Below are 23,940 nucleotides of genomic sequence, written 5' to 3'. Positions count from 1 at the left end.
ATTGGTTGGATTTATATTGAAGCCGCGCAAGCACGTTTGCTAGACTGGCGCCAATTTCCCGACCCCGCCGCCATGTTCGCCACTCACAGACAGAACGAGATCCTGCGGCTTGTCCGCGCTCGGCAGACCTGCACGATCACGGATCTGGCCGCCACGTTCGAGGTGTCCGACGAGACGATTCGCCGCGATCTCAAGCCGCTCGTCGCGGAAGGGCTGCTGGTGAAAGTGCATGGCGGCATCATGCTGCCCGCGCAGCTCGACGAGCCGCCGTTCCGGCGCCGCATGGTCGAACAGCGCGAGGCGAAACGCGCAATCGCGGCACGCGTCGCCCAGTTGATCGACGACGGCGATTCGCTGATGCTCGACGGCGGCACGACCTGCGTGCATATCGCGCAGGCGCTCGAATCGCACGCGCGCCTCACGGTCGTGACCAATTCAGCCGAAGTCGCGCGACTGCTGGCGCCGCGCAACGACAACCGCGTGCTGATGGCGGGCGGCGAGCTGCGCGCGGACGATGCTTCCGCCGTCGGCGAAAGCGCGCTCGCGTTTTTCCGGCAGTTTCATGTGAGGCACGCAATCGTGTCGGTGACGGCCATCGACGCGAAAGGGCGCTTCATGGACGCGCAGCCCGCCGACGCCGCGCTGGCGCATGCGGCGTTTGCGCAAGCCGAGCGCCGCATCATTGCCGCCGATCACACGAAGTTCGACCATAGCGCGCTCGTGCATGTGTTTGGCGCGGAAGGTCTCGACACGCTGGTCACGGACGTCGAGCCGGCGGCGGGACTGTCGAAAGTACTGGCGCAGGCCGGCGTCGAAGTCATCTGCGCGTCGCCCGCTGCCGACGATACAAATGAAGAAGTCGTCTAATCGTCGCTAAAGGACTTGCGTTGCCCGCTGCGCAAGACGCAGCGCGATATCGCAACGCTGCGCGCACGCGCCGAGCGGCACGCGTTGATGCACGGCCCTAAAGTGCAGCGCGGCAAAAGCCGCTAACCAGGTTGAGCGGCCGTTTCGTTTGACGTGAATGGATCATATGGCACCGATAAGGCAGTTATCGGTATCATCGGACCGATTTAACGAATTGGCCGCCTTGCCACATAAAAATGGCGAGATTAATTGACTGATTCAATTCGTTCTAATAATCTTCACCCCGATTTAAATCGAATGCGTCTGCGGCGACGTTCGAATTGTTAAATCTCCCGGGTAACTGGCACGAACTTTTATTCCAATGCGTGGAATAGAACACGCAAAAGAGATGTTCGTGATGCAGTGCCGCCATGCATCGGCGGATTTGTCTGTCGACTGGCTTTCGGTAGTACACACGTCATCTCGAGCCGCACAAGAAGGACTACGCCTGGCCGGAAAGCGCGTAGCGTCATGCCTTTCTGGCGTGACGCCCGGCCACTCAGGCGTTCGATGCGGGCAAACGCGCGGGCAGGAAAACGCAAGAAAAAGATTCCGCTTGTACTGCGCGGTCAAAAGAAGTGGGTTGTGCGCCTGTTTAATTCCCGTTGTTGCATTGACGGCTCAGACGCACAGACCCTAAAGCAATATCGGGCTATCGAGGCATTGTCTGGCAATGTGGAGCAATTTGCCGACATTCGATGCAAGGCTTGAAGAACCCAGCGAATGTGGATTTGAAATTTCATATTCGTGAGTCGTCATCCTTCATCGGGCATTTCCCGGTCGGACGGAAACAATGAATTAGCGTTGCGGGGTTTTATGAGAATTGCAGTTCTGGAGGAGACTCAGGCGCAAGCCGACTTCGTGTGCAGGACCTTGTCGGCGGCGGGACACACGTGTCATGCATTCGACGACGGCCCGGCTCTCGTCAGACAGTTGCGCAGCCAGCCGTTCGATCTGCTCGTGCTGGATCGCCATACGCCTGGCCTGGCGGGCGACGAGGTGCTGCGCTGGGTCCGTCAGAATCTCGCCGAGCGGCTGCCCGTGCTGTTCATGACCCGCGTGAGCGATGTCGCGCATCAGGACGTCGACGCCGACGACTATCTCGTCAAGCCGGTGAGCGCGGCGGCGCTGCTCGCGCGCGTGGGCGTGCTGCTGCGCGGCGCGTTTGCGCGGGAGCCCGTGGCCGGGAAGGAAGTGTTCGGCGAGTACGAGTTCGAGCCGGGTTCGAAGCGCGTGCACGTGCGCGGCAGCGCCGTCACGCTGACGCACAAGGAGTTCGAGCTGGCGCTGCTGCTGTTCAAGCACCTGAGCCGGCCGCTGTCGCGCTCGCACATTCTCGACGCGATCTGGAAGCAGGCGGCGGCCATTCCGTCGCGCACGATGGACACGCACGTATCGATGCTGCGCACGAAGCTTGGCCTTCGGCCCGAGAACGGCTACCGCCTGATGCCGATTTACGGCTACGGATACCGGCTCGAACGGATCGAGAAGGGCGACGCCTGAGAGGTATCGCGCGAGCGGTTCTAACGCCCGTTTAAAGCGGTCTGGACCGTGGTCGGACCAACGTCGCCTTCGTGCCCGGGTGGCGCTTCGGGCCACGTGTTTTCGAACAGACACGCCGCGAGCGGCATGCGCGCGGCCCAGCCTTCCGATTCGAGCATCGGCTCGCGATAGAAGTGCTCCACGTGCCCGAGGCACAGCAGCGCGACGGGCCGCGCGCCTTCCGGCATGCCGAGCATCGTGCGCACTTCGCCGGCATCGAACAGCGACACCCAACCCATGCCCAGACCTTCCGCGCGCGCCGCGAGCCACATGTTCTGAATCGCGCAGGCCACCGACGCGAGGTCCATTTCGGGCAACGTGCGCCGTCCGAACACGTGCTTCTCGCGGCCATCCATCAGCGCCATCACCAGCAGCTCGCCGCATTCGAGCATGCCTTCCACCTTGAGCTTCATGAACTCGTCGCGCCGCTTGCCGAGCGCGTCGGCCGTCAACACGCGCTCGCGTTCGACGGCCGCGTGCAGCCGTTGCCGCAGCGCGGGGTCGGTGATGCGTCCGATCCGCCACGGCTGCATGTAGCCGACGCTTGGCGCGTGATGCGCGGCATCGATCAGGCGCGCGAGCACGGCGGGATCGACGGGCGTGGACACGAAGTGACGCATGTCGCGCCGTTCGTAGATCGCGCGATAGACCGCGGCGCGCTCGACGTCGTTAAAAGGCTCGGCCATGGAAGAGGGCAGCCGCGAAGGCTGGGTTCGACGGCCAGTAGCCGTGCATGTAAGTGGCGACGACGGGCCCCTGGCGATAGATGGCTTCGCCGGGCGCGTCGGACTGGGCGCGCGTCGCGTGGCGCACGGGTGTAAGCGGCGTGCTCACGCGCGAGTAGTGGAACGTGTGGCCCGTCAACGTGCCGTGTGCACTGTCGGTCATCTGCTGCATGCCGAGCGCGGTGAAGCGCGTCTGCATGGCTGCGTTGCCAGGCAACAAGCCGAGCATCGGGGTCGTGACGCCATGTGTGTCGGTGACGCTGTCGAGCAGATACAGCATGCCGCCGCATTCGGCGACGATGGTGCGGTTCGCGCCGGCATGCGCGCGGATCGATGCCGCGCTGTGCGTGTTGGCCGCGAGCGCGGGCGCATGCAGTTCGGGATAGCCGCCGGGCAGATAGAGTGCGTCGGCGTCGCCGGGAACGGGTTCATCCGCGAGCGGCGAGAAATACGTGAGACGCGCGCCGAGCATGTCGAGCAACTGCACGTTTGCCGGATAGATGAATGAAAACGCGGCGTCGCGCGCAATCGCGACGTGCATGCCGTCGAGCAGGCGTGGGAGAGGCTCGTCGCCGGCCGCGTCGTCGAACGTGACGGCGGGCGGCAGCTGCGCGAGCGCCGTCGACGCGAGTGCATCGGCGGCACGATCGAGCCGCGCATCGAGATCGTCGATTTCCGCCGCCTGCAGCAGGCCCAGATGACGGTCGGGCAATTCGATCGCATCGTTGCCCGACAGATAGCCGAGCATTGTCAGATCGCGCGGCAACGCTTCTTCGAGCATCTGCGCATGGCGCGCCGAGCCGACGCGATTGGCGAACACGCCATGAAACGGCACGTCCGCGCGAAAGCGCGCAAGGCCGAACGCGACGGCGCCGAAGGTCTGCGCCATCGCCTTCGCCGAGATCACGGCGGCGACGGGCACGTTGAACGTCGCGGCGAGATCGGCGCTGCTCGGCGTGCCGTCGAACAGGCCCATCACGCCTTCAATCAGAATCAGATCCGCTTCGCGCGCGGCCTGCGCGAGCAGCGCGCGGCATGCACGTTCGCCGACCATCCACAGGTCGAGCGAGAACACGGGCGCGCCGCTCGCGCGCGCGAGAATCATCGGGTCGAGAAAATCCGGGCCCGTCTTGAACACGCGCACGTCTCGCCCCATCCGCCGATGATGCCGCGCGAGCGCGGCCGTGACCGTCGTCTTGCCCTGGCCCGATGCCGGTGCGCTGATGAAGAGAGCGGGGCACGCGGGCATCGTTCAGAACTCCACGCCGCGTTGCGCCTTCACGTGCTGCTCGCGGTACGGATGCTTGACGAGGCGCATTTCGGTGACGAGGTCGGCGGCTTCGACGAGCGCATCGGGCGCGTGACGTCCGGTGATGACGACATGGACCATCGCGGGTCGCGCGTTCACGACTTCGAGCACTTCATCGAGGGGAAGATATTCGTACTTCAGCACGGTATTCAACTCGTCGAGAATCACCATCTGATACTCACCGCTTTCGATCATGCGGCGTGCTTCGTTCCAGCCCTTGCGTGCCGTCGCGATGTCGGCCTCGCGGTCCTGCGTGTTCCAGGTGTAGCCGTCGCCCATCGTGATGAACTCGCAATTGCCCTGCGCACCGAGAAAATCGCGTTCCGACGTGTGCAGCGCGCCCTTGATGAACTGCACGACGCCGAGCTTCATGCCGTGGCCGAGCACGCGCACGGCCATGCCGAATGCCGCCGTCGACTTGCCCTTGCCCGTGCCCGTGTTGACGATCAGGAGCCCTTTCTCGACGGTCGCCTGAGCCTGCTTCTTCTCGTGGCCTTCGCGGCGGCGCTGCGTCATGCGTGCATGCGATTCGGGATCGGTCTTCATCGATGTTCCTTGATTCTGGATGTGTCGTTGGAATGAGGGTGTGCGGCAGCGCACGCGATGGCGACGGTCACGCCGTCGCGTGCGCGTTTCGGGACGAGCAGTTCGCCGCCGTGCGCGGCGAGCCGCGCGCAGGGCTCGCAGACGCCGTCGACGCCGAGATGTTCGCGTACCACGTCCGATGCGTTGACGGGTGCGTCGAGCGAGGCGATCTGCTCGCGCGTGAACGTACGGAGCGGCAGCGCGTGCCGCACGCAGAATTCGACGAGCCCCGCTTCATCGGCTTTCGTTTCGATCGATGCGACGGCGCCCAGCGCGGCGAACGCAAGCGTATCGCCGAGCGCCTCGCGCACGGCCGCCTCGATCTGTTCCGCCGACACGCCGCGCCGGCATCCGATGCCCGCGATCAGCGTCGTCATGGCGTGAGCCTGAGCGGCGTTTCGGCGGGTGCGGCCAGCGACGCGACGCCGCCGATCACGACGATCGACGGCGAGCCGAGTCCCGCATCGGCCACGCGCTCTACGAATTCACGCAACGTCGCGGCGACATGGCGCTGCTCGGGACGCGTCGCCGATTCGATCGCGGCGCACGGCGTATCGGGCGGCATGCCGGCGCTCAGCAGCGCGTCGACGATATCGCCGAGCCGCCGCATGCCCATGTAGATCACGAGCGTCATGCGCGTGGCGGCCAGCGCGCGCCAGTCGGCTTCATGCTCGCCCGCACCGTGCCCGGTGACGAAGATCACGCCCTGCGCGTGGTCGCGATGCGTGACGGGAATGCCGATCGAAGCGGGCGCGGCGATGCCTGCCGTGATTCCGCTGATGATTTCGACGTGTACGCCCGCGGCTTGCAGCGCTTGCTGTTCTTCTCCGCCGCGTCCGAACACGAACGGATCGCCGCCTTTGAGGCGCGCGACGCTGCGGCCCGCGCGCAGATGATCGAGCATCGCCGCGATGATCTCGTGTTGCGGCGTCGACGCGTGGCCGCCGCGCTTGCCGACGTAGACGATCTGCGCATCGTCGCGCGCGAACTGCAGCACTTCGGGATTGACGAGATCGTCGACGAGCACGACGTCGGCCAGCGCGAGCGTGCGCGCGGCCTTGAGCGTCAGCAGTTCGACGTCGCCGGGACCGGCGCCGATCAGCCACGCGCGGCTCATGGCGAGGAGAGCGCCGCGATATGCGCGGGCGCTTGTGTGTGACAGGTCATGCGATGTTGCGTGTGACGCGCGATGGCTGCGGGTGACGTGCATCGTGCGTGGGCGCCGGCTTCCGTTTCCCGCGGCGCCGGCGAATGGCGAATCTTCGTTCGCCCCCTTGCGTCTGGCCGGTATCCGGGCTGACGGCTCATCGCGTTCGCCTTCCCATCTGCGAGTGGCAGACAGTGGCTCTGAACGCACTGCGCGGAAAATGTTCTTTCCGCTCGCCGCGTGACCGTTGCGGGGACAGCACAGGCTGAGCGCAGCTTCATCGCTTACGTGTTGCGACGAGCGGGCGCTTCCCTGTTTCCCGTTTAACCGCACAGACGTTCGAACCCGTCCGCGCGGCACCAGATGCGCGCATACGATAGCACACGGGGCTCTGCGAGTCGCTGCGGAGTTTCGCCGATGCTTCCTTGACGCTGCCTGCCGCCGGGCCTAAACTCGCACGCACTCTGGTGCTCGCGCGCGCTCTCTGCGCGCGCAGTTAAACGGGAAATAGCAGGCTTCGCCATCGTTCACGGCGGCGGGTCAAACTATGCTGCTCCCCGCAACGGTAGGTGAAGGCATCGCGCAGACGATGCAGAGCCGGCCTCGCTGCATGTGCGTCCAATAGCGGCCCATGCAGATACATCCACTGCGCGAAAACGCTCGCGCGGGAAGGAGAGGCGGCGCTTTCACCAGCCCGGATACCGGCCCGAGTCAACGACGCGATGCTGCGGGGATGCGGCACAGCGTTCACGTTTCCTCATGCGCTGCAGCGGTCGTATACCGGTGCGGCGCCGTTTTCGTCCCCGTGCATCACTTATGACAGCGCGCGCCTTTCATGGCGCGCCATCAGGGTCACTCGAACGACCTTCGAGCAACGGAGCCAACATGCAGACACAGATGCGCAAGATTCCCGTGACGATCGTCACGGGCTTTCTCGGCAGCGGCAAAACGACGTTGATGCGTCATATCCTTCAACACGCGGGCGGGCTGCGCATCGCCGTGATCGTCAACGAGTTCGGCGAACTGGGCATCGACGGCGAGATTCTCAAGGGCTGCGGCATCGGTTGCGACGAGAACGGCAACGAGACGGAAGGCCAGTTGTATGAACTGGCCAACGGCTGTCTGTGCTGCACGGTGCAGGAAGAATTCTTTCCCGTGATGGAGCAACTGGTCGAGCGGCGCGAGCAGATCGATCACGTGCTGATCGAAACGTCGGGCCTCGCGCTGCCGAAGCCGCTCGTGCAGGCGTTCAACTGGCCGTCCATCAAGAACAGCTTCACCGTCGATGCCGTCGTGACGGTGGTCGATGGTCCTGCCGTCGCGAGCGGCCAGTTCGCGGAAGACCCTGTTGCCGTCGATCAGTTGCGCAAGGCCGATCCGAATCTCGATCACGAATCGCCGCTGCACGAGCTGTTCGAAGATCAGCTGTCGGCCGCCGATCTCGTCATTCTGAACAAGACCGACCTGCTCGATGTCGCACAACAGGCGAGCGTCGAAGCGGTGATTCGCGAAGAGATTCCGCCGCAGGTGAAGGTGGTGCGCGCACACATGGGGCAGCTCGATCTGCACGCGTTGCTCGGACTCGAATCGGCATCGGAAGAAACGATTCATCTGCGTCACGATCATCACGGTTCCGCCGACGATCCCGATCACGCCGATCATCATCACGACGAGTTCGATTCCGTCGTCGTCACGGCCAGCGCGACGTCGCGCGAAACGATGATCGCGGCGCTGCAACGCGTGGTCGAAGACTACACGATCTATCGCGTGAAAGGCTTTGCCGCGCTGCCGGATGCCGCGATGCGGCTCGTGATTCAAGGCGTGGGACGCCGCTTCGACAGCTATTTCGACCGGCGCTGGCAGGCGGGTGAAATCGATGCGTCGTCGTTGAGCCGCTTCGTGCTGATCGGTGAGGACCTCGATCAGCCGACGCTGCAGCGCGCGCTCGACGAAGCGCTGAGCACGCAGCCGCAGCAGGTTTAAGGCACCGCGATGCATCTGCTGCGCACCGTCCCGGGCGGTTTCGTCGACGATACGAAAGGCGTGATCCGTATCGATCAGAAGCCCGCAGATATTGTGATCCTGAGTTCCGCCGACACGACGCTGTCGCTGCTCGCGAGCGTCGTGACGCGTCTGGGCGACGGCTTCCCGAGCGTGCGGCTCGCGAACGTCACATATCTGCGGCAGCCTGCTTCCGTCGACTTCTACATCGACGACGTGTTGCAGCATGCGCGCGTCGTCGTCGTCGATCATCTGGGCGGCGAAGCGTACTGGCCGTACGGCATCGAACAGGTCGTCGCGCTCGCGCAGCGCAAGCAGCAGACGCTCGCGATGTTTTCCGGCGACTTGCAGGAAGACCCGAATCTGCTCGCGCGCAGCACGGCCGATGCGGACCTGTGTCATCAGTTATGGCGCTATCTGCGCGAAGGCGGTCCGCACAACGCCGAATCGTTCATGCGCTGTATCGCGTGGCGCGCGCTCGGCTGGGGCAAGGAGCCTGCGCCGCCGGGTCCGTTGCCCGCAGCCGCGCTTTATCACCCTGCGCACGATGTCGCGACCATCGAAGCCTGGCAGGCGCGCTGGAAGCCCGCCGCGCCCGTCGTCGCGATTCTGTTCTACAAAGCGCATCTGCAGGCGGCCAACACGGCCGTGTTCGACGCGCTGATCGACGCGCTCGAAGCGCGCGGCATGAACCCGCTGCCCGTCGCGATCACGTCGCTGAAGGATGCGATCAGCCGCGATGTCGTGCAGCAGCTCGCCGCGCAGCACGGGATTTCACTCGTGCTGAACACGACGGCCTTCGCGGCTTCCGCTATTGACGATCCCGAGCCGCTCGAACTGGCGGGCGACGCGCCCGTCATGCAGGTGATCCTGAGCGGCGGCAACCGTGAAGACTGGGTCAACGACAATCACGGCCTCAATTCGCGCGATATCGCCATGCACGTCGCGCTGCCCGAAGTGGACGGCCGCATCATCACGCGTGCGATCAGCTTCAAGGGGCTCGCATATCGGTGCCCGCATACGGAAGTGGACGTGGTCCGCTATCAGCCGGATCACGAGCGCGTCGCGTTTATCGCGGAGTTGAGCGAGCGCTGGTGCAAGCTACGCCGCACGTCGAATGTGGATAAAAAGCTCGCGCTTATCCTCGCGAACTATCCGATGAGCGAAGGACGCATCGGCAATGGCGTCGGATTGGATACGCCTGCGTCCGTCGTGAATATTCTCCGAATGCTGCGCGACGAAGGGTATCGCGTCGAAGACGTGCCCACGAACGGCGACGCGTTGATGGCCGCGTTGACACAAGGCGTGACGAACGATCCCGTCGTGCGCGACTTGCGGCCTGCATTGCAGAGCCTCGCATTGAGCGATTACATGACGTATTTCGCGCGTCTGCCGCAAGCGCTGCGCGATGCGTTGAATGCGAAGTGGGGCGCACCGCAGCAGGATCCCACGCTGCGGCGCGGGCGCTTCATGATCGCGGGCTGGCGCTGCGGGCATGTGTTCGTCGGCATCCAGCCGCCGCGCTCGCGCGAACAGAACGACTATGCGAGCTATCACGATGCCGAACTCGTGCCGCCGCACGCGTATCTCGCGTTCTATTTCTGGCTGCGCCATCAGTTTCATATCGATGCTGTCGTGCATGTGGGCAAGCACGGTAATCTCGAATGGCTGCCGGGCAAAAGCGTCGCATTGAGCGATGCATGCTGGCCCGATGCGATTCTCGGCCCGCTGCCGCATCTGTATCCGTTCATCGTCAACGATCCCGGCGAGGGCAGTCAGGCGAAGCGGCGTACGCAGGCCGTGATCGTCGATCACCTGATGCCGCCGCTCACGCGCGCGGAAAACTACGGGCCGTTGCAGGATCTCGAACGGCAGGTCGACGAATACTACGACGCGCTGATGGTCGATCCGCGCCGCGCGAAACTGCTGCGCAAAACGATCCTCGACACGATAGTCGAACATCGTTTGCACGAAGAGCTGAGCCTTGCGGCACCCAACGATGCAGACACGGAAGACGCGCTGCTGACGCGCGTGGATGCGTGGCTGTGCGAGTTGAAGGAAGCGCAGATCCGCGACGGCCTGCATACATTCGGACAGTCGCCTGCAGGTGTGCAGCGGCGCGATACGCTGCTCGCGCTGGCGCGTTTTCCCGTGGGCGATGGTCAAGGTGCGAAGGCGGGACTGATTGACGCATTGGCGCGCGATCTCGACGTCGATCGTCTGTTCGATCCGCTGTCGGCGGATTGGGCTGCGGAGTGGAACGGTCCGCGTCCGTTGATGTTGCAGCAGGTCAGCGACGCGCCGTGGCGTCATAACGGCGACACGCGCGAAAGGCTCGAACTGCTTGCCGCGTCTTTGCTCGGCGACATGTGCGAGATCGCGGTCGCCGACGAACTGCCGCAAACATCGCGCGTACTGGAACGTGTGCGCGGCGATATCCTGCCGCGTCTCGACGCATGCGGCCCGCACGAACTCATGCATTTGAAGCGCGGGCTCGAAGGACGTTTCGTGCCGCCGGGTCCGAGCGGTTCGCCGTCGCGCGGACGTCCCGATGTGCTGCCTACCGGGCGCAACTTCTATTCTGTCGACACGCGCGCCATCCCGACGCAAGCGGCATGGTCGCTCGGACTCAAATCCGCGCAGACCTTGATCGAGCGTCACTTGCAGGAGCATGGCGACTATCCGCGCGCGATCGGGCTGTCGGTGTGGGGCACGGCGACGATGCGCACGGGCGGCGACGATATCGCGCAGGCGCTCGCGCTGCTCGGCGTGCGGCCGAAATGGGCGCCGGGCAGTCATCGCGTGACCGACTTCGAGATCATGCCGATCGCGGCGTTCGATCGTCCGCGCATCGACGTCACGTTGCGCGTGTCCGGTTTCTTCCGCGACGCGTTTGCGAACGTGATGCATCTGTTCGATGCCGCCGTGCAGGCCGTCGCCGAACTCGACGAGCCCGAAGACGTGAATCCCGTTCGCGCGCGCGTGATGCGCGAGCGCGACGCGTGGATCGCACGTGGCGTCGCACCCGACGAAGCGCGTCGACGCGCGGGCTTCCGCGTATTCAGCGCGCGGCCGGGCGCGTATGGCGCGGGACTGCAACAGATGATCGACACGCGGCAATGGCAGACGGATGCCGATCTCGCGAACGCGTATCTGTCGTGGGGCGGTTATGCGTACACGCAGAAAAGCGCGGGCGAAGAAGCGCGCCACGCGTTCGGCACGCGGCTCGCCGCGATGGATGTCGTGCTGCAGAATCAGGACAACCGCGAGCACGACATTCTCGATTCGAACGATTACTACCAGTTTCAAGGCGGCATGACGGCGGCCGTGCGGCATCTCGCGGGCAATCAGCCGCATGTGTATCACGCGGATCACAGCAATCCCGACGCGCCGCGCGTGCGTGCGCTGCATGAAGAGATTGCGCGCGTGATCCGTTCGCGCGTCGTGAATCCGAAGTGGCTGGATGGCGTGAAGCGTCATGGCTATAAAGGTGCGGCGGAAATCGCCGCGACGGTCGATTACCTTTACGGCTATGACGCGACGGCGCGCGTCGTGTCCGATCATCAATATGCGCTCGTCGCCGATGCCTATCTGAACGATGCCGACACGCGCGAGTTCATGCAGCGGCACAATCCGCATGCGTTGCACGGCGTCTGCGAGCGGCTGCTAGAAGCGATGCAGCGCGGGCTATGGCAACAACCCGGCGACTATCGCGCGCAAGTCGAACAGCATCTGCTGGATAGCGAACAGCACATCGAAGGATCACGCTCATGAGCGAAACCCATGCGCCGCGTGCGGTGTTTCCCTTTTCAGCCTTGATCGGCCAGGCGCCGTTGCAGCAGGCGCTGTTGCTGGCGGCTGTCGATCCCGGTATCGGCGGCGTGCTCGTGAGCGGGCCGCGCGGCACGGCGAAATCGACGGCGGCGCGCGCGCTCGCCGAGCTTTTGCCTGAAGGCCGGTTCGTGACGCTGCCGCTCGGCGCGAGCGAAGACCGGCTGATCGGCACGCTCGATATCGAGTCGGCACTGCGCGATGCGTCGGTGCGCTTTGCGCCGGGGCTTCTGGCGAAGGCGCATGGCGGCGTGCTGTACGTCGACGAAGTCAACCTGTTGCCCGATGGGCTCGTCGATGTGCTGCTCGATGCTGCGGCAAGCGGCGTGAACACCGTTGAACGCGATGGGGTCTCGCACTCGCACGATGCGCGCTTCGTGCTGATCGGCACGATGAATCCCGAAGAGGGGGAACTGCGGCCTCAGTTGACGGATCGCTTCGGCTTGATGGTAGAACTGGAGAATTGCTTCGAGCCGCAGACTCGGCAAGCGATCGTCAAGGCGCGGCTCGCGTTCGATCTCGATGCTGCTGCATTTCGAACGTTGCATGCGGTGCAGCAGGCGACTTATGTCGAACGCATTCGTGAGGCGCGTGTCGCGTTGACGCGTCTATCGTTCGACGACACGGTGCATGCGCATGTCAGCGCGCTGTGCATCGCGGCGGGCGTCGACGGATTGCGTGCGGATCTCGTGATGCTGCGCGCGGCGCGCGCGCTGGCCGCGTTCGAACGGGCCGATGCGGTGACGCTCGGGCATGTCGATCGTGTCGCGGAATCGGTGTTGCTGCATCGGCGGCGTTTGCACGAGGATGCTGAGCGGCCGCAAGAGGCCTCGAGGCCAGGTGATGCGCAGCAACCTTCGGCCGATCAGGCCGGTAGTTCAATGGATAGCGACTACGGCTATCTCCCGCCCGAACCGGCGGGCATCACGCGCGTCAAGCAGGTCATTCCGCTGCCCGCAAAAAACACTGAGCCATCGAAAGGGCGCAGCCGCGCGTGCAATGCGCAGCGGTTTTCGATGGCGGCAAGGCGCGGGTCTCGCTTCCGTTCAAGGCATCCAGGCAACGCGCATTGCGTGGCCGCGCACGCTTGCTGCCAAGCAAAGCGAGCCTTTGCGCGACGAACATTTGCGCTTCATTCACGAAGAGGCGCGCGGCGGAGTGCTGCATTGTTTCTTGCTCGATTGCTCGGCGTCGATGATGGTTGGCGAGCGCCTCGCGCTGGCCAAAGGGATTCTGCTCGCGCTGTTTGACCGGGCGCGCGCGGCGCGCTGTGAAGTGGCGCTGGTCTGCTTCGGCGGCAATCGCGCGGATGTACGGTTCGGTCCTGCTGTGCCGCGCTGGTGGAATGAGCGGTGGATTGCGCCTGTGGGCGGTGGGGGCGGGACGCCTTTTCAATCGGGTATCGATACGGCCGGCGATTTGCTTGTGAAGGCTGCGCAAGGTAAGCGGGCTCAGCAGCGTTGGTTATGGGTGTTGTCGGATGGACGCAGTTCCGACGCGCCGTCGCGGCCCGCAGCAGCGGACCAGGTGATGTTCGTCGACTTCGAGCAGGAGCGTCTCAGCATTGGGCGGTGTGCTGCGCTCGCGCGCGAATGGGATGCGCGGTGGCTCGACGCACGAGAGGTGTTTGGTATCGTCGCTTCGTAGCAGGTGAACTGTTTTTCTTTTCTCGGGAAATCCACAATGTGTTGAATCGCTGTTCTTTTATCCATTTAATGTAGAAATGCTAATTAAAATATCGTCGGAGATTGTAGGGGAATTTCGAAAGCACTGAAGGTATCAATGGTCTTAGGATTTGTCCGATTACTCGGTATTACACGTTCTCATATCGTTCTCCGCGCGCAGGCTTAACGCGCGCGGACTTTCATTGCGTCAGCGGCTAACGGACGGGGTGGCACCAGCCGGGATGTTGAGCACGTGCGCACACGCGCCTTGGCAGGTTTTCAAGGCATAACACTGCGAAGTCACTTGATTCGTGTTGTGTAGTGTTGTCGTCAGAGTAAATAGGATAACGAATGAATAAGACATATCGATCAGTTTGGAATGAGTCGACCGGATGTTGGGTCGCTGTGCAGGAGAATGCGAAGGGAAAGGGAAAAAGGAGCGCCAAGGGAGCGGTAGTTCTGTTGGCGGCGGGTGCGGGTCTGGCGTCTTCGTTTGCGCACGCCGGTGCGGTCGACGGGGGATATGCGCCGGGATACGTTGCATCGTCATTGGGTTACGCCTCAAGCGCTACGGGCTCCTGGTCGACGGCGCTCGGGGCATTTTCCCAGGCGAATGGTAACTGGTCAACCGCGATTGGGAATCAGAGTTGGGCGTCGGGTTTCTCTGCGGCAGCGTTCGGTGATTCAGCTGTCGCGAGCGCTGACTATGCAACCGCGGTGGGGCAGGGGGCGCGCGCATCCGCGACCGGATCAAGCGCGGTAGGGCAACTGGCAGGCTCGTCCGGCATTTATTCCATCGCCTTGGGTGAGTCGGCGTCGGCAACTACGTCTAGATCGGTAGCACTTGGCGCATTCTCCGTTGCGAACTCTACGACGCTGTCGTCCACCGGCTTCCAGCCGGCCGGTGCTGCTATTTCCGCCGCAACGGCTGCAGGCGGGGAAGTCTCCCTTGGCAATGTCGGCAGCGAACGTCGCGTTACCAACATGGCCGCCGGCCTGAACGGCACAGACGCCGTCAACGTCAGCCAGCTGATGGCCGAAGACGTGCGCGTCAACAACCTGAGCAACGTTGTCAATAACCTCGGCACGACAGCCAGCCTCAAGTACTTCCACGCGAATAGCGCACTGGCCGATTCGACGGCCGCGGGTACGGACTCCGTCGCCATCGGTGGCGCAGCCACGGCATCCACGCCGAATTCCGTCGCGCTGGGCACCAACTCCATCGCGAATTCCGCGACGCTGAGCACGAGCGGCTACAACCCCGGCAGCACGGCACTCTCCGCAGCGACGGCAGCGGGCGAACTGTCCATCGGCAAGGCAGGCGCCGAGCGCCGCATCACGAACGTCGCAGCAGGCTACTCGGCAACGGACGCCGTGAACGTCAGCCAGCTGATGTCGGAAGATGGGAAGGTCAACGCGGAAGGCGCATCGACGGCAGCAGCGTTCGGCGGCGGCGCGTCGTACAACCCGGCGACGGGTGCGTTCACGAATCCGGCGTACAACATCGGCGGCGCAACCTATAACAACGTCGCTGGCGCGTTGACGAACCTCGACGCGCGCGTGAACAACCTGGGCAATAGCGGCGGCGGCGCCACCAGCCTCAAGTACTTCCACGCCACTTCGGCGCTGGCTGACTCGACGGCAACAGGCTCGGAATCGGTCGCAATCGGCGGCGCCGCAAACGCGAGCGCAAGCAACGCCGTGGCGCTCGGCTCGAACTCGGTTGCCGATCGCGCCAACAGCATCTCCGTCGGCTCGTCGACGGCGCAACGCCAGATCACGAACCTCGCTGCCGGCACGGCCGCAACGGATGCCGTCGACGTGGCGCAGCTGGGCGGCGTGACGTCGGCAATCGGCGGCGGCGCTTCCGTGAAGGCAGACGGCACCATTGCACCGCCGACCTTCAACGTGTATGGCCAGACGTTTGCGAATGTCGGCGATGCGCTTGCCAGCATCAATAACAACACGTCGAACATTGTTCAGAACCTGAAGTACATCAAGTTCGGCACCAGCACGGCAGCCCAGGCGCAGGCGTCGGGTAACGACGCGGTGGCCATCGGCGGCAATGCTATCGCAAGTGCGAACGGCGCCGTCGCCATTGGGCGCGCCGCGCTCGCCAGCGCCGTGAACTCGGTGGCGATCGGTTACGGTTCGCAGGCCACGGACCCCAACACCTTCGCGGTCGGCAACGCCTTCACGACGCGCCGGATCGTCAATGTGGCCGACGGCACCAGTGCCACCGACGCAGCAACGGTCGGCCAGGTGACCTCGGATATCCAGACAGCCATTGCCAACCTCAATCTGAACTCGTCACAACTGTCGTCGCAACCGAAGTCGACGATGCTCACGTCGTCGGTTCGGTCGGCACAGTTGCTGGGCGCCAGTACGACTTCCAGCCTGACGCCGGACCAGATGCTCGTGGCGGGTCCGACCGACAAGGGCGGCATGATGACGGCGTCGGGTACCGACTCGCTTGCGATCGGCCTGAATTCGCAGTCGACAGCCGACTACGCAGTCGCGATCGGCGGTAACGCACAGGTGCTCGGCACGTCTTCCGTCGGTATCGGGCAACTGGTCGCCGTGGACGGGGTGAACTCCGTCGCGATCGGTACGAACGTGACGGCGATGGCCGACAACGCAATCGCAATCGGTAACGGCGCCACGACGGTGCTCGCCGACGGCGGTATTGCCATCGGTAACAACGTCAAGGTGGGCGGCCCGAATACGCTCGCTATCGGCACGAACATCTTGGCGTCGGGCTCCAACAGCGTCACGCTTGGCTATGGAAGCGCGGACGGCGGCCGTGCCAATGTCCTGTCGGTCGGCAGCACCACGAAGCAACGCCAGATTATCAACGTCGCACCGGGCTATGCAGCAACCGACGCTGTCAACGTATCGCAGTTGACGGGCGTGACGACGGCGCTCGGCGGCGGCGCGACGGTCAGCCCGACGACGGGCGCGATCGTCGCACCCGCGTACAACGTCGCGGGCAACACGTTCAACAACGTAGGCGCGGCGCTGACTGCGCTCGACGCAGGCGAAAAGGCCATCAACAACAACGTGATGAACGTCACGAACGTGGTGAACAACATCACGAACGGCGGCGGCATCAAGTACTTCCACGCGAACTCGACGCTGGCCGATTCGTCGGCGAAGGGCATGGATTCCGTTGCGATCGGCGGCAATGCGGTTGCGAACACGTCGAACTCGGTGGCGCTGGGCGCGAACTCGGTGGCGAGCGCGGCGACGCTGTCCTCGGCAGGCTTCGCACCGGGCGGCTTCTCGATTTCGGCTCCCACGGCTGCGGGCGAAGTGTCGATCGGCGCGCAAGGTGCCGAACGCCGCATCACCAACGTCGCGGCAGGCTACGCCGCAACGGATGCCGTGAACGTCAGCCAGCTGATGGCGGAAGACCAGAAGGTAAATGGTGTCAGCAACAACCTGAGCAACCTGAGCAACACCGTCAACAACATGGCGGCTGGCGGCGGAAGCATGAAGTACTTCCATGCCAACTCGTCGCTGGTCGATTCGACGGCATCGGGCACGAACGCAATCGGCGTCGGTCCGCAAGCGACGGCGGCCGGTACGAACGCCATCGCGATCGGCTACAACGCCAGCGCGACGGCGGCCAACTCGGTGGCGCTCGGCTCGAATTCGACGACGACGGCCAACCTGTCGGCCGCCGCGTATAACCCGGGCAGCGCCACGCTGTCGGGCACCACGGCAGCAGGCGAGGTGTCGATCGGCTATGCAGGCGCGGAGCGTCGTCTGACGAACCTCGCAGCAGGCTCGGCGGCAACGGATGCCGTGAACGTCAGCCAGTTGACGGCCGAAGACGCGAAGGTCAACGCCGAAGGCGCAGGCACGGCGGCGGCACTGGGCGGCGGTTCGTCGTATAACCCGTCGACGGGCGCGATCACGAACCCGACGTACAACGTCGCTGGCTCGACGTCGAACAACGTCGCGGGCGCGCTGACCAGCATCGATGCACGCATCAACAACATCGCGGTCGGCGGCGGCATCAAGTACTTCCATGCGAACTCGACGCTGGCGGACTCGACGGCTTCGGGCGCGAACTCGGTGGCAATCGGCGGCGCGGCAATCGCAACTGCGTCGAACTCGGTAGCGCTGGGTGCAAGCTCGACGACGACGTCCAATCTGTCGGCAGCCGCGTTCAACCCGGGCGGAACACTGTCGGGCGCAACGGCTGCGGGCGAAGTGTCCGTGGGCAGCGCAACCGTCAATCGCCGCATCACGAACCTCGCGGCAGGCGCGGCGGCAACGGATGCCGTGAACGTCAGCCAGCTGATGGCAGAAGACGCGAAGGTCAACAACGTCGGCAACAACCTGTCGAACCTGACCAACGTCGTCAACAACATCGCCAACGGCGGCGCGAACATGAAGTACTTCAATGTGTCCTCGTCGCTGGCAGCGGCGTCGGCCACAGGTACGGATAGCGTCGCGGCAGGTCCGAACGCGATTGCGACGGCAAGCGGTGCAGTAGCGTTGGGCGCGAACTCGGTGGCCGATCGTGCGAACACGGTGTCCGTCGGTTCGTCGGGCGCACAACGCCAGATCGTCAACGTGGCGGCAGGCACGAATCAGACGGATGCCGTCAACGTGTCTCAACTTGCGGGCGTTACGGCAGCGCTGGGAGCGGGCGCATCCGTCAATCCGACGACCGGCGCGATCGTGGCACCGGCGTACAACGTGCTCGGCGCGACGTACTCGAACGTCGGTTCTGCACTCGATGCCTTCCTGAGCGCATCGAGCAACCTGCAGACGAACCTGAAGTACATCAACTTCGGCCCCAGCACGGCGGCCAAGTCGCAGGCATCGGGTTCGGATTCGATCGCAATCGGCGGCAACGCTATCGCAAGCGCGAACGGCGCACTTGCGATCGGACGCGGCGCGGTTGCCAGCGCGTCGAACACGGTCGCACTGGGTTACGGCTCGCAGGCTACGGAAATCAACACCTTCGCGGTGGGCAACGCTTTCACGCAGCGCCGCATTGTCAACGTGGCGGACGGTGTCAACACCAGCGATGCAGCGACGGTTGGCCAGGTGACGTCGGATATCCAGGCGGCCATCTCCAAACTCAATCTGAGTTCGACGGTTTCTCAGCCGAAGCTGCTGTCGTCGGCGGCAGTCCGGTCGACGGCCCTGCTGGGCGATCCCATCAATTCGAGTCTGACGCCTGACCAGATGCTGGTCGCAGGTCCGACGGACAAGGTGAATATGATGACGGCGTCCGGCACGGATTCGCTGGCGATCGGTCTGAATTCGCAGGCGACGGCCGACTATGCAGTCGCGATCGGTGGCAATGCGCAGGTGCTCGGCACGTCTTCCGTCGGCATCGGGCAGCAGGTCGCAGTGGATGGCGTGAACTCTGTTGCGATCGGTACGAACGTGACGGCGATGGCCAACAATGCGATCGCCATCGGCAACAACAGTACGACGGTCCTGGCCGACAACGGCATGGCGATCGGCAACAACGTGAAGGTCGGCGGCCCGAATACGCTGGGCATCGGTTCGAACATCGTTGCGTCGGGATCGAATAGCATCGTGCTCGGTTACGCCAGTGCCGACGGCGGCCGCGCCAATGTGCTCGCGGTGGGCAACAGCACGCTGCAACGCCAGATCGTCAACGTCGCTGCGGGCACGCAGAAGACCGACGCGGTCAACGTCTCGCAGCTCACGGGCGCAGTCAGCGCGCTGGGCGGCGGCGCGACGATCAACCCGGCGACGGGCGGTGTCGTGGCGCCCGCCTACGCACTGGCAGGCACCACCTACGTCAACGTCGGTGCGGCATTGAGCTCGCTGGATACGCGTATCGCATCGGGCGGCGACCCGCTTGCGGTCGACTACGACAGCGCGACGAAGGATCAGATCACGCTGAAGGGCGCGAGCGGCACGAAGATCACGGGCCTCACGGCGGGTGCGCTGAGCGCATCGAGCACGGATGCCGTCAACGGTTCGCAACTGTACGCACAGGGCGCATCGACGGCCCAGGCACTCGGCGGTGGCGCGTCGGTCAACCCGGCGACGGGCGCGATCACGGGTCCGCAGTACACGTTTGGCGGCAGCACGTACACCAACGTCGGCGATGCGCTGACGGCGCTGAACAACGCAGCGGGTTCGGGCAATGCACTGGGCGTCGTCTACGACGGCCAGGACAAGAGCCAGATCACGCTGGCAGGCGCCAACGGCACGAAGATCACCAAGCTGGCGGCAGGCAGCGTGAACGCATCCAGCACGGATGCCGTGAACGGTACGCAGCTGTACAACGTGGCGGCATCGGTGGCGGACGCGATCGGCGGCGGTTCGACGGTGAACAACGACGGCACGATCACCAACCCGACGTATGTGGTGGGCGGCTCGACGGTGACCAACGTCGCCGGCGCGATCACCAACATCGATGCGCGCGTGCTGGCGAACAGCACCGACATCACGAACCTGCAAACGCAGATCAACGAAGGCGGCATCGGTCTCGTGACGCAGGACGCGACGACGGGCAATATCCTTGTTGCCTCGAAGACGGGCGGTTCGACGGTCGACTTCTCGGGCATGGCGGGCGCACGCGTTCTGACGGGTGTCGCGGCAGGCAGGGTGAACGCATCGAGCCTCGACGCGGTGAACGGCACGCAGCTGTACAACGTGGCGGCATCGACGGCCAACGCGATTGGCGGCGGTTCGACGGTGAAGAGCGACGGCACGATCAGCAACCCGATGTACAACGTGGGCGGTGCGACCGTGACGACTGTCGGCGGCGCGATCACCAACCTCGATGCGCGTGTCCTGGCAAATACCACGGCCATCACGAACCTGCAGACGCAGATCAACGAAGGCGGCATCGGTCTCGTGACGCAGGACGCGACGACCGGCAACATCCTCGTCGCCAAGCAGAAGACCGGTTCGGTCGTCGACTTCTCGGGCTCGGCAGGTGCGCGCATTCTGTCGGGTATCGCAGCAGGCGTGGGGGCAAACGATGCCGTCAACGTCGGCCAGTTGCAGGCAGCGGGCATCATCAACCCGGATGGCAAGGTGAAGGCTGCCGTGACGTACGACACGGACGCCAGCGGCAAGACCGACTACAGCAGCGTCACGCTGGGTGACGGTACGTCGAACGCAACGCCTGTGACGATCCACAACGTCGCAGCGGGCTCGCAGTCGACGGATGCCGTCAACTACTCGCAGTACGCGGATCTGGTGGCGAAGGTCAACAACATCAGCAACGCGGGCACGGGTGTCGACACGCTGTTCGTCGGCGACGGCGACCGCAACACCGAGGCTGCGCAGGCAGGCGGCTCCCACGCTACGGCAATGGGCGCGCTGTCGGTCGCGAGCGGCTCGCAGTCGGTTGCGACGGGCTACGCAGCGAATGCGTCGGGCCAGAACGCCGTCGCGACGGGTGCGAACGCCAACGCCAGCGGCAACAACTCGGTGGCCCTCGGCGCGGGTTCCGTCGCGGATCAGGACAACACGGTGTCGGTCGGTTCGGCTACGCAGCAGCGCCGGATCACGAACGTCGCCGCGGGTACCGCGACGACGGACGCCGTCAACGTCGGCCAGTTGAACGACGCGATTGCGCAGGCAAACGCATCGGTCGACGACAAGGTCAACCAGGGTGTCCAGTCGGCGAACGCGTACACGAACCAGCAGGTCAACAAGCTCGACAAGAAGATGAACTCGCTCGGCGCGGCGGCGATGGCGGCAACGTCGCTGATCCCGAATGCTCGGGCCGAGGGCAACTTCCAGATGTCGGCGGCGGCAGGTACGTATGGCGGCGCGGCTGCCATCGCTGTCGGTGCGAACTACTGGGTCAACGACCGCGTGCTGGTGAACGCGCACGTAACGCGCTCGACGGGCTACGGCGCAAGCACGGGCGCATCGGTCGGCGCGACGATCGGGTTCTAAAGGCGTGACCAGCCCGCCGCGCGACGAGCGCGGCGGGCGGGGAGAAAAACGATGAAAACACTCAAACTACGCGGTCCCGTCCTCGTGACGCTCGCCGCGACGCTGGCGGCGGCTTTTGCCACGCCGGCGTTCGCGGACAGCATCGCGAGTCAGGTCCAGGCGCTGACGCCGCTGGCGCAGCGCATCGCCGATCCGTATCGGCGCGGGGTGGCCGAAGGCTTCCTCGAAATCGCGGAGCGGCAGGACAGTCACGTGCTCGTTTCCCGCGTCTACAACGACGCGGCGAACCGTGCGCTCGGCGACGCGCGCTTCCTGATCGACAACAGCGCGCAGTGGCAGCCGTTGTACGCGGCCAAAAACTGGCCGACGCGCGACAAGTGGGTGCAGGCCATCCGTGCGATCGAGGCGACCAATGCGCGTGCTACGGCATCGTCGTGCAAAGGCGAATCGGCAGGGCGTCTGCTTGCGCTGACGGACGAAGTCTGGAAGGAACAGGACGAAACGCACGGCACGCACTGGGTGCACGGCTGGGAGGCGATCGAGCGCGCGAAGAAGCTGAGCGTGCAGGTCAACGACGAGCTCGACCATTGCGCACCGCCGCCGCCGCCTCCGCCCGCCGACATCCCGCTGCCCGACAAGCCGATCTCGCTGTCCGCGGATGCGCTGTTCGATTTCGACAGCGCGAAGCTGAAGCCTGAAGGCATTGCCGCCGTCGACGAACTCGCTTCGAATCTGAAGCGCGCGAAGGCCATCGACGTCATCACCGTGATCGGCTACACGGACCGCTTCGGCTCCGTCGCGCACAACCGCGACCTGTCGCGGCGCCGTGCGCAGGCCGTCGCCGATGCGTTGAAGCAACGCGGTGTCGACCCCGTGCACTTCGACGTGCGCGGCGCGGGTTCGACAGCGCCCGTCGTGATGTGCCCGGGCCCGAAGAAGGCTGCCGTGATCGCCTGTCTCGCACCGAACCGGCGTGTGGAGATCCGCGTGAGCGCGCAGGCGGCCGCCTCCGTGCCTGATGCAGGCATGCAGCGAGCGTCCCAGCCGGCGCAGCCGTTGCAAGCGCCGCGTGCGCAATTGCAACCGCAACAGCCGCCGTTGCCGCTCGCGCAGCAGCAACTGCAGTTGCGCAAGCAATGGCAAATGCAGGGGCAAATGCAGGGGCAAATGCAGGGGCAGATGCAGCAGACGGCGCCGAAGCAGCCGTAACGAAACCGCTTGAGCCGTTGTCGTCCAGACGGCTTGCAAGCAGAACGGCCCGGTCATGTGCAGTGACCGGGCCGTTTTTTATTCGACAGAAACACTCGACAGCGGGGAGCTTTACTTCGGTCCGCTCGTCCAGAAGATCACATCGTCGATCCGGTCGAACACGTAGACCTTCAGCGCCATCTGCTCGACCTGATTGAGCTTCTCGAACTCGATGCCGTGCGTCGCCAGATCGCCGGGTGTCGAGCCGGGCTGCACGTTGCGGATGATCGCCGTCGTTTCGATCAACGTCTCCAGATCCTTCGAGCGCAGCGTGAACGCCACACGGATATGCTTGCCGACTTCGCCGACCGTCCACGGCGCCGCGAACGACATGCCCATCGCGCTCACGCTCTGCACGAGGCCGAGGCTCTCGTAGCCGGTGCCGTCCGCGTCGATGCCGAAGCGCAGCGGCAGGCTCGCGCGCACGCGCACCGACTTGCGCTCGCGCAGACGGCGGACCACGCCCGGCTTCGACAGCACGAGATAGTGGAACGGCATCTGACACACGGAATCGACCGTGCAAACGAAGCGGAACACTGCCTGGCTCGCGATCGCGACGATTTCCACGTTTTCGCCGACGCCCAGCTGCATCGGCTTGCCGTCGACGAGCGGCGGCGTGACGAACAGCGACTCGTTCGGCGCGAAACCGATGATGCGCGACGGATGCATCGGCGCGCCCATGCCGACCTGCGAGCGCACGCCGATCAGCGCGCCGATCGTCAGGTGCATTTCCTTGAGCGTGAGCGAATCGGGTTCGGCCGGTTTTACCGTGGACAGCGCATCAGCCGAGCCGTCTTCGCTGGCCGGGCTCAGGTCGCCGCGCTGCGGCCTGAAGTGCTGGAACAGGAAGCGGTGCTCTTCCGCGCCGATCACGACCGCACCGCGTTCGAACAGCAGCGTGCCGTCGCTGTCGACGATCGGGAACGCCAACGGCGCGCCGACGGGCACGGCGTCGGGCGAGAGCTGACGCGACTCGGTGGGCGCGCCCGCGCCGGTGTCGACGGCGGCTTCACTCGTTTGCATGATGGGCGGGAAAAAGTTGGCAGGCAATATTTACTGTATACG

General features: G+C 64.6%; 12 protein-coding genes, 3 pseudogenes and 2 riboswitches. Of the genes and pseudogenes, 9 read left to right on the top strand and 6 right to left on the bottom strand.

Translation table 11 applies throughout. The features are described from left to right. Nucleotides 1-72 precede the first annotated feature (72 nt). Both FRZ40_RS17470 and FRZ40_RS17465 read left to right on the top strand, forming a co-directional pair. Entirely contained in the window at nucleotides 73-867 is a 795-nt protein-coding gene (locus FRZ40_RS17470; RefSeq protein ID WP_147234967.1) for a DeoR/GlpR family DNA-binding transcription regulator, read from the top strand. Between the two features lie 855 nt (nucleotides 868-1,722). After that, entirely contained in the window at nucleotides 1,723-2,409 is a 687-nt protein-coding gene (locus tag FRZ40_RS17465) for a response regulator transcription factor (RefSeq protein ID WP_147234966.1), read from the top strand. 20 nt (nucleotides 2,410-2,429) lie between these two features. On the opposite strand, the gene bluB is transcribed toward FRZ40_RS17465, so the two are convergent. Genes bluB through cobA form a run of 5 tightly spaced genes read right to left on the bottom strand, consistent with a single transcriptional unit; the run spans nucleotide 2,430 to nucleotide 6,184 of the window. Further along, nucleotides 2,430-3,134, bottom strand: coding sequence for a 5,6-dimethylbenzimidazole synthase (gene bluB / locus FRZ40_RS17460; protein WP_147234965.1), 705 nt, complete (start codon nucleotides 3,132-3,134; stop codon nucleotides 2,430-2,432). Further along, nucleotides 3,118-4,422: a cobyrinic acid a,c-diamide synthase CobB gene (locus FRZ40_RS17455; RefSeq protein ID WP_147234964.1), complete on the bottom strand. Its 1,305-nt coding sequence runs from the start codon at nucleotides 4,420-4,422 to the stop codon at nucleotides 3,118-3,120. The genes bluB and FRZ40_RS17455 overlap by 17 nt, the downstream gene beginning before the upstream one ends. Before the next feature lie 3 nt (nucleotides 4,423-4,425). Continuing rightward, nucleotides 4,426-5,028, bottom strand: coding sequence for a cob(I)yrinic acid a,c-diamide adenosyltransferase (cobO, locus tag FRZ40_RS17450; protein WP_147234963.1), 603 nt, complete (start codon nucleotides 5,026-5,028; stop codon nucleotides 4,426-4,428). Continuing rightward, complete coding sequence (locus FRZ40_RS17445) at nucleotides 5,025-5,444, bottom strand: cobalamin biosynthesis protein (protein ID WP_147234962.1); 420 nt, start codon at nucleotides 5,442-5,444, stop codon at nucleotides 5,025-5,027. Before FRZ40_RS17445 ends, cobO begins: the two co-directional genes overlap by 4 nt. Then, nucleotides 5,441-6,184 carry a uroporphyrinogen-III C-methyltransferase gene (gene cobA / locus FRZ40_RS17440; protein ID WP_147234961.1) on the bottom strand — a complete coding sequence of 248 codons (744 nt, stop codon included), beginning with the start codon at nucleotides 6,182-6,184 and terminating at the stop codon, nucleotides 5,441-5,443. Before cobA ends, FRZ40_RS17445 begins: the two co-directional genes overlap by 4 nt. Before the next feature lie 148 nt (nucleotides 6,185-6,332). Then, a riboswitch (cobalamin riboswitch) is annotated at nucleotides 6,333-6,593 on the bottom strand. Nucleotides 6,594-6,662: 69 nt separating this feature from the next. Further along, nucleotides 6,663-6,938: riboswitch (cobalamin riboswitch) on the top strand. A gap of 161 nt (nucleotides 6,939-7,099) precedes the next feature. Between cobA and cobW the strand changes: the two genes are divergently transcribed. From cobW to FRZ40_RS17410, 7 genes and pseudogenes are all read left to right on the top strand, one after another. Beyond that, nucleotides 7,100-8,197 (top strand): cobalamin biosynthesis protein CobW, encoded by a 1,098-nt coding sequence (gene cobW, locus FRZ40_RS17435; RefSeq protein WP_147234960.1) that lies wholly within the window; start codon nucleotides 7,100-7,102, stop codon nucleotides 8,195-8,197. 9 nt (nucleotides 8,198-8,206) lie between these two features. Next, nucleotides 8,207-11,989: a cobaltochelatase subunit CobN gene (gene cobN, locus FRZ40_RS17430; protein WP_147234959.1), complete on the top strand. Its 3,783-nt coding sequence runs from the start codon at nucleotides 8,207-8,209 to the stop codon at nucleotides 11,987-11,989. Then, nucleotides 11,986-13,008, top strand: a pseudogene (locus FRZ40_RS17425) (magnesium chelatase ATPase subunit I); the annotation flags it as partial. The gene cobN and the pseudogene FRZ40_RS17425, both read left to right, overlap by 4 nt. 37 nt (nucleotides 13,009-13,045) lie before the next feature. Beyond that, nucleotides 13,046-13,693, top strand: coding sequence for a vWA domain-containing protein (locus FRZ40_RS17420; RefSeq protein ID WP_147234958.1), 648 nt, complete (start codon nucleotides 13,046-13,048; stop codon nucleotides 13,691-13,693). Between the two features lie 368 nt (nucleotides 13,694-14,061). Further along, a pseudogene (locus FRZ40_RS46140) lies at nucleotides 14,062-14,430 on the top strand (ESPR-type extended signal peptide-containing protein); the annotation flags it as partial. A gap of 51 nt (nucleotides 14,431-14,481) precedes the next feature. Beyond that, nucleotides 14,482-21,627, top strand: a pseudogene (locus FRZ40_RS17415) (YadA-like family protein); the annotation flags it as partial. A gap of 51 nt (nucleotides 21,628-21,678) precedes the next feature. Continuing rightward, a complete protein-coding gene (locus tag FRZ40_RS17410; RefSeq protein WP_147234956.1) occupies nucleotides 21,679-22,836 on the top strand; it encodes an OmpA family protein in 1,158 nt (385 codons plus the stop codon). Nucleotides 22,837-22,947: 111 nt separating this feature from the next. On the opposite strand, the gene FRZ40_RS17405 is transcribed toward FRZ40_RS17410, so the two are convergent. Then, a complete protein-coding gene (locus FRZ40_RS17405; protein ID WP_028364862.1) occupies nucleotides 22,948-23,898 on the bottom strand; it encodes a flagellar brake protein in 951 nt (316 codons plus the stop codon). Nucleotides 23,899-23,940 lie beyond the last annotated feature (42 nt).

The organism is Paraburkholderia azotifigens (genome assembly GCF_007995085.1).
Lineage (GTDB): Bacteria > Pseudomonadota > Gammaproteobacteria > Burkholderiales > Burkholderiaceae > Paraburkholderia > Paraburkholderia azotifigens.
This window is presented reverse-complemented; position numbering and strand designations above follow the sequence as displayed.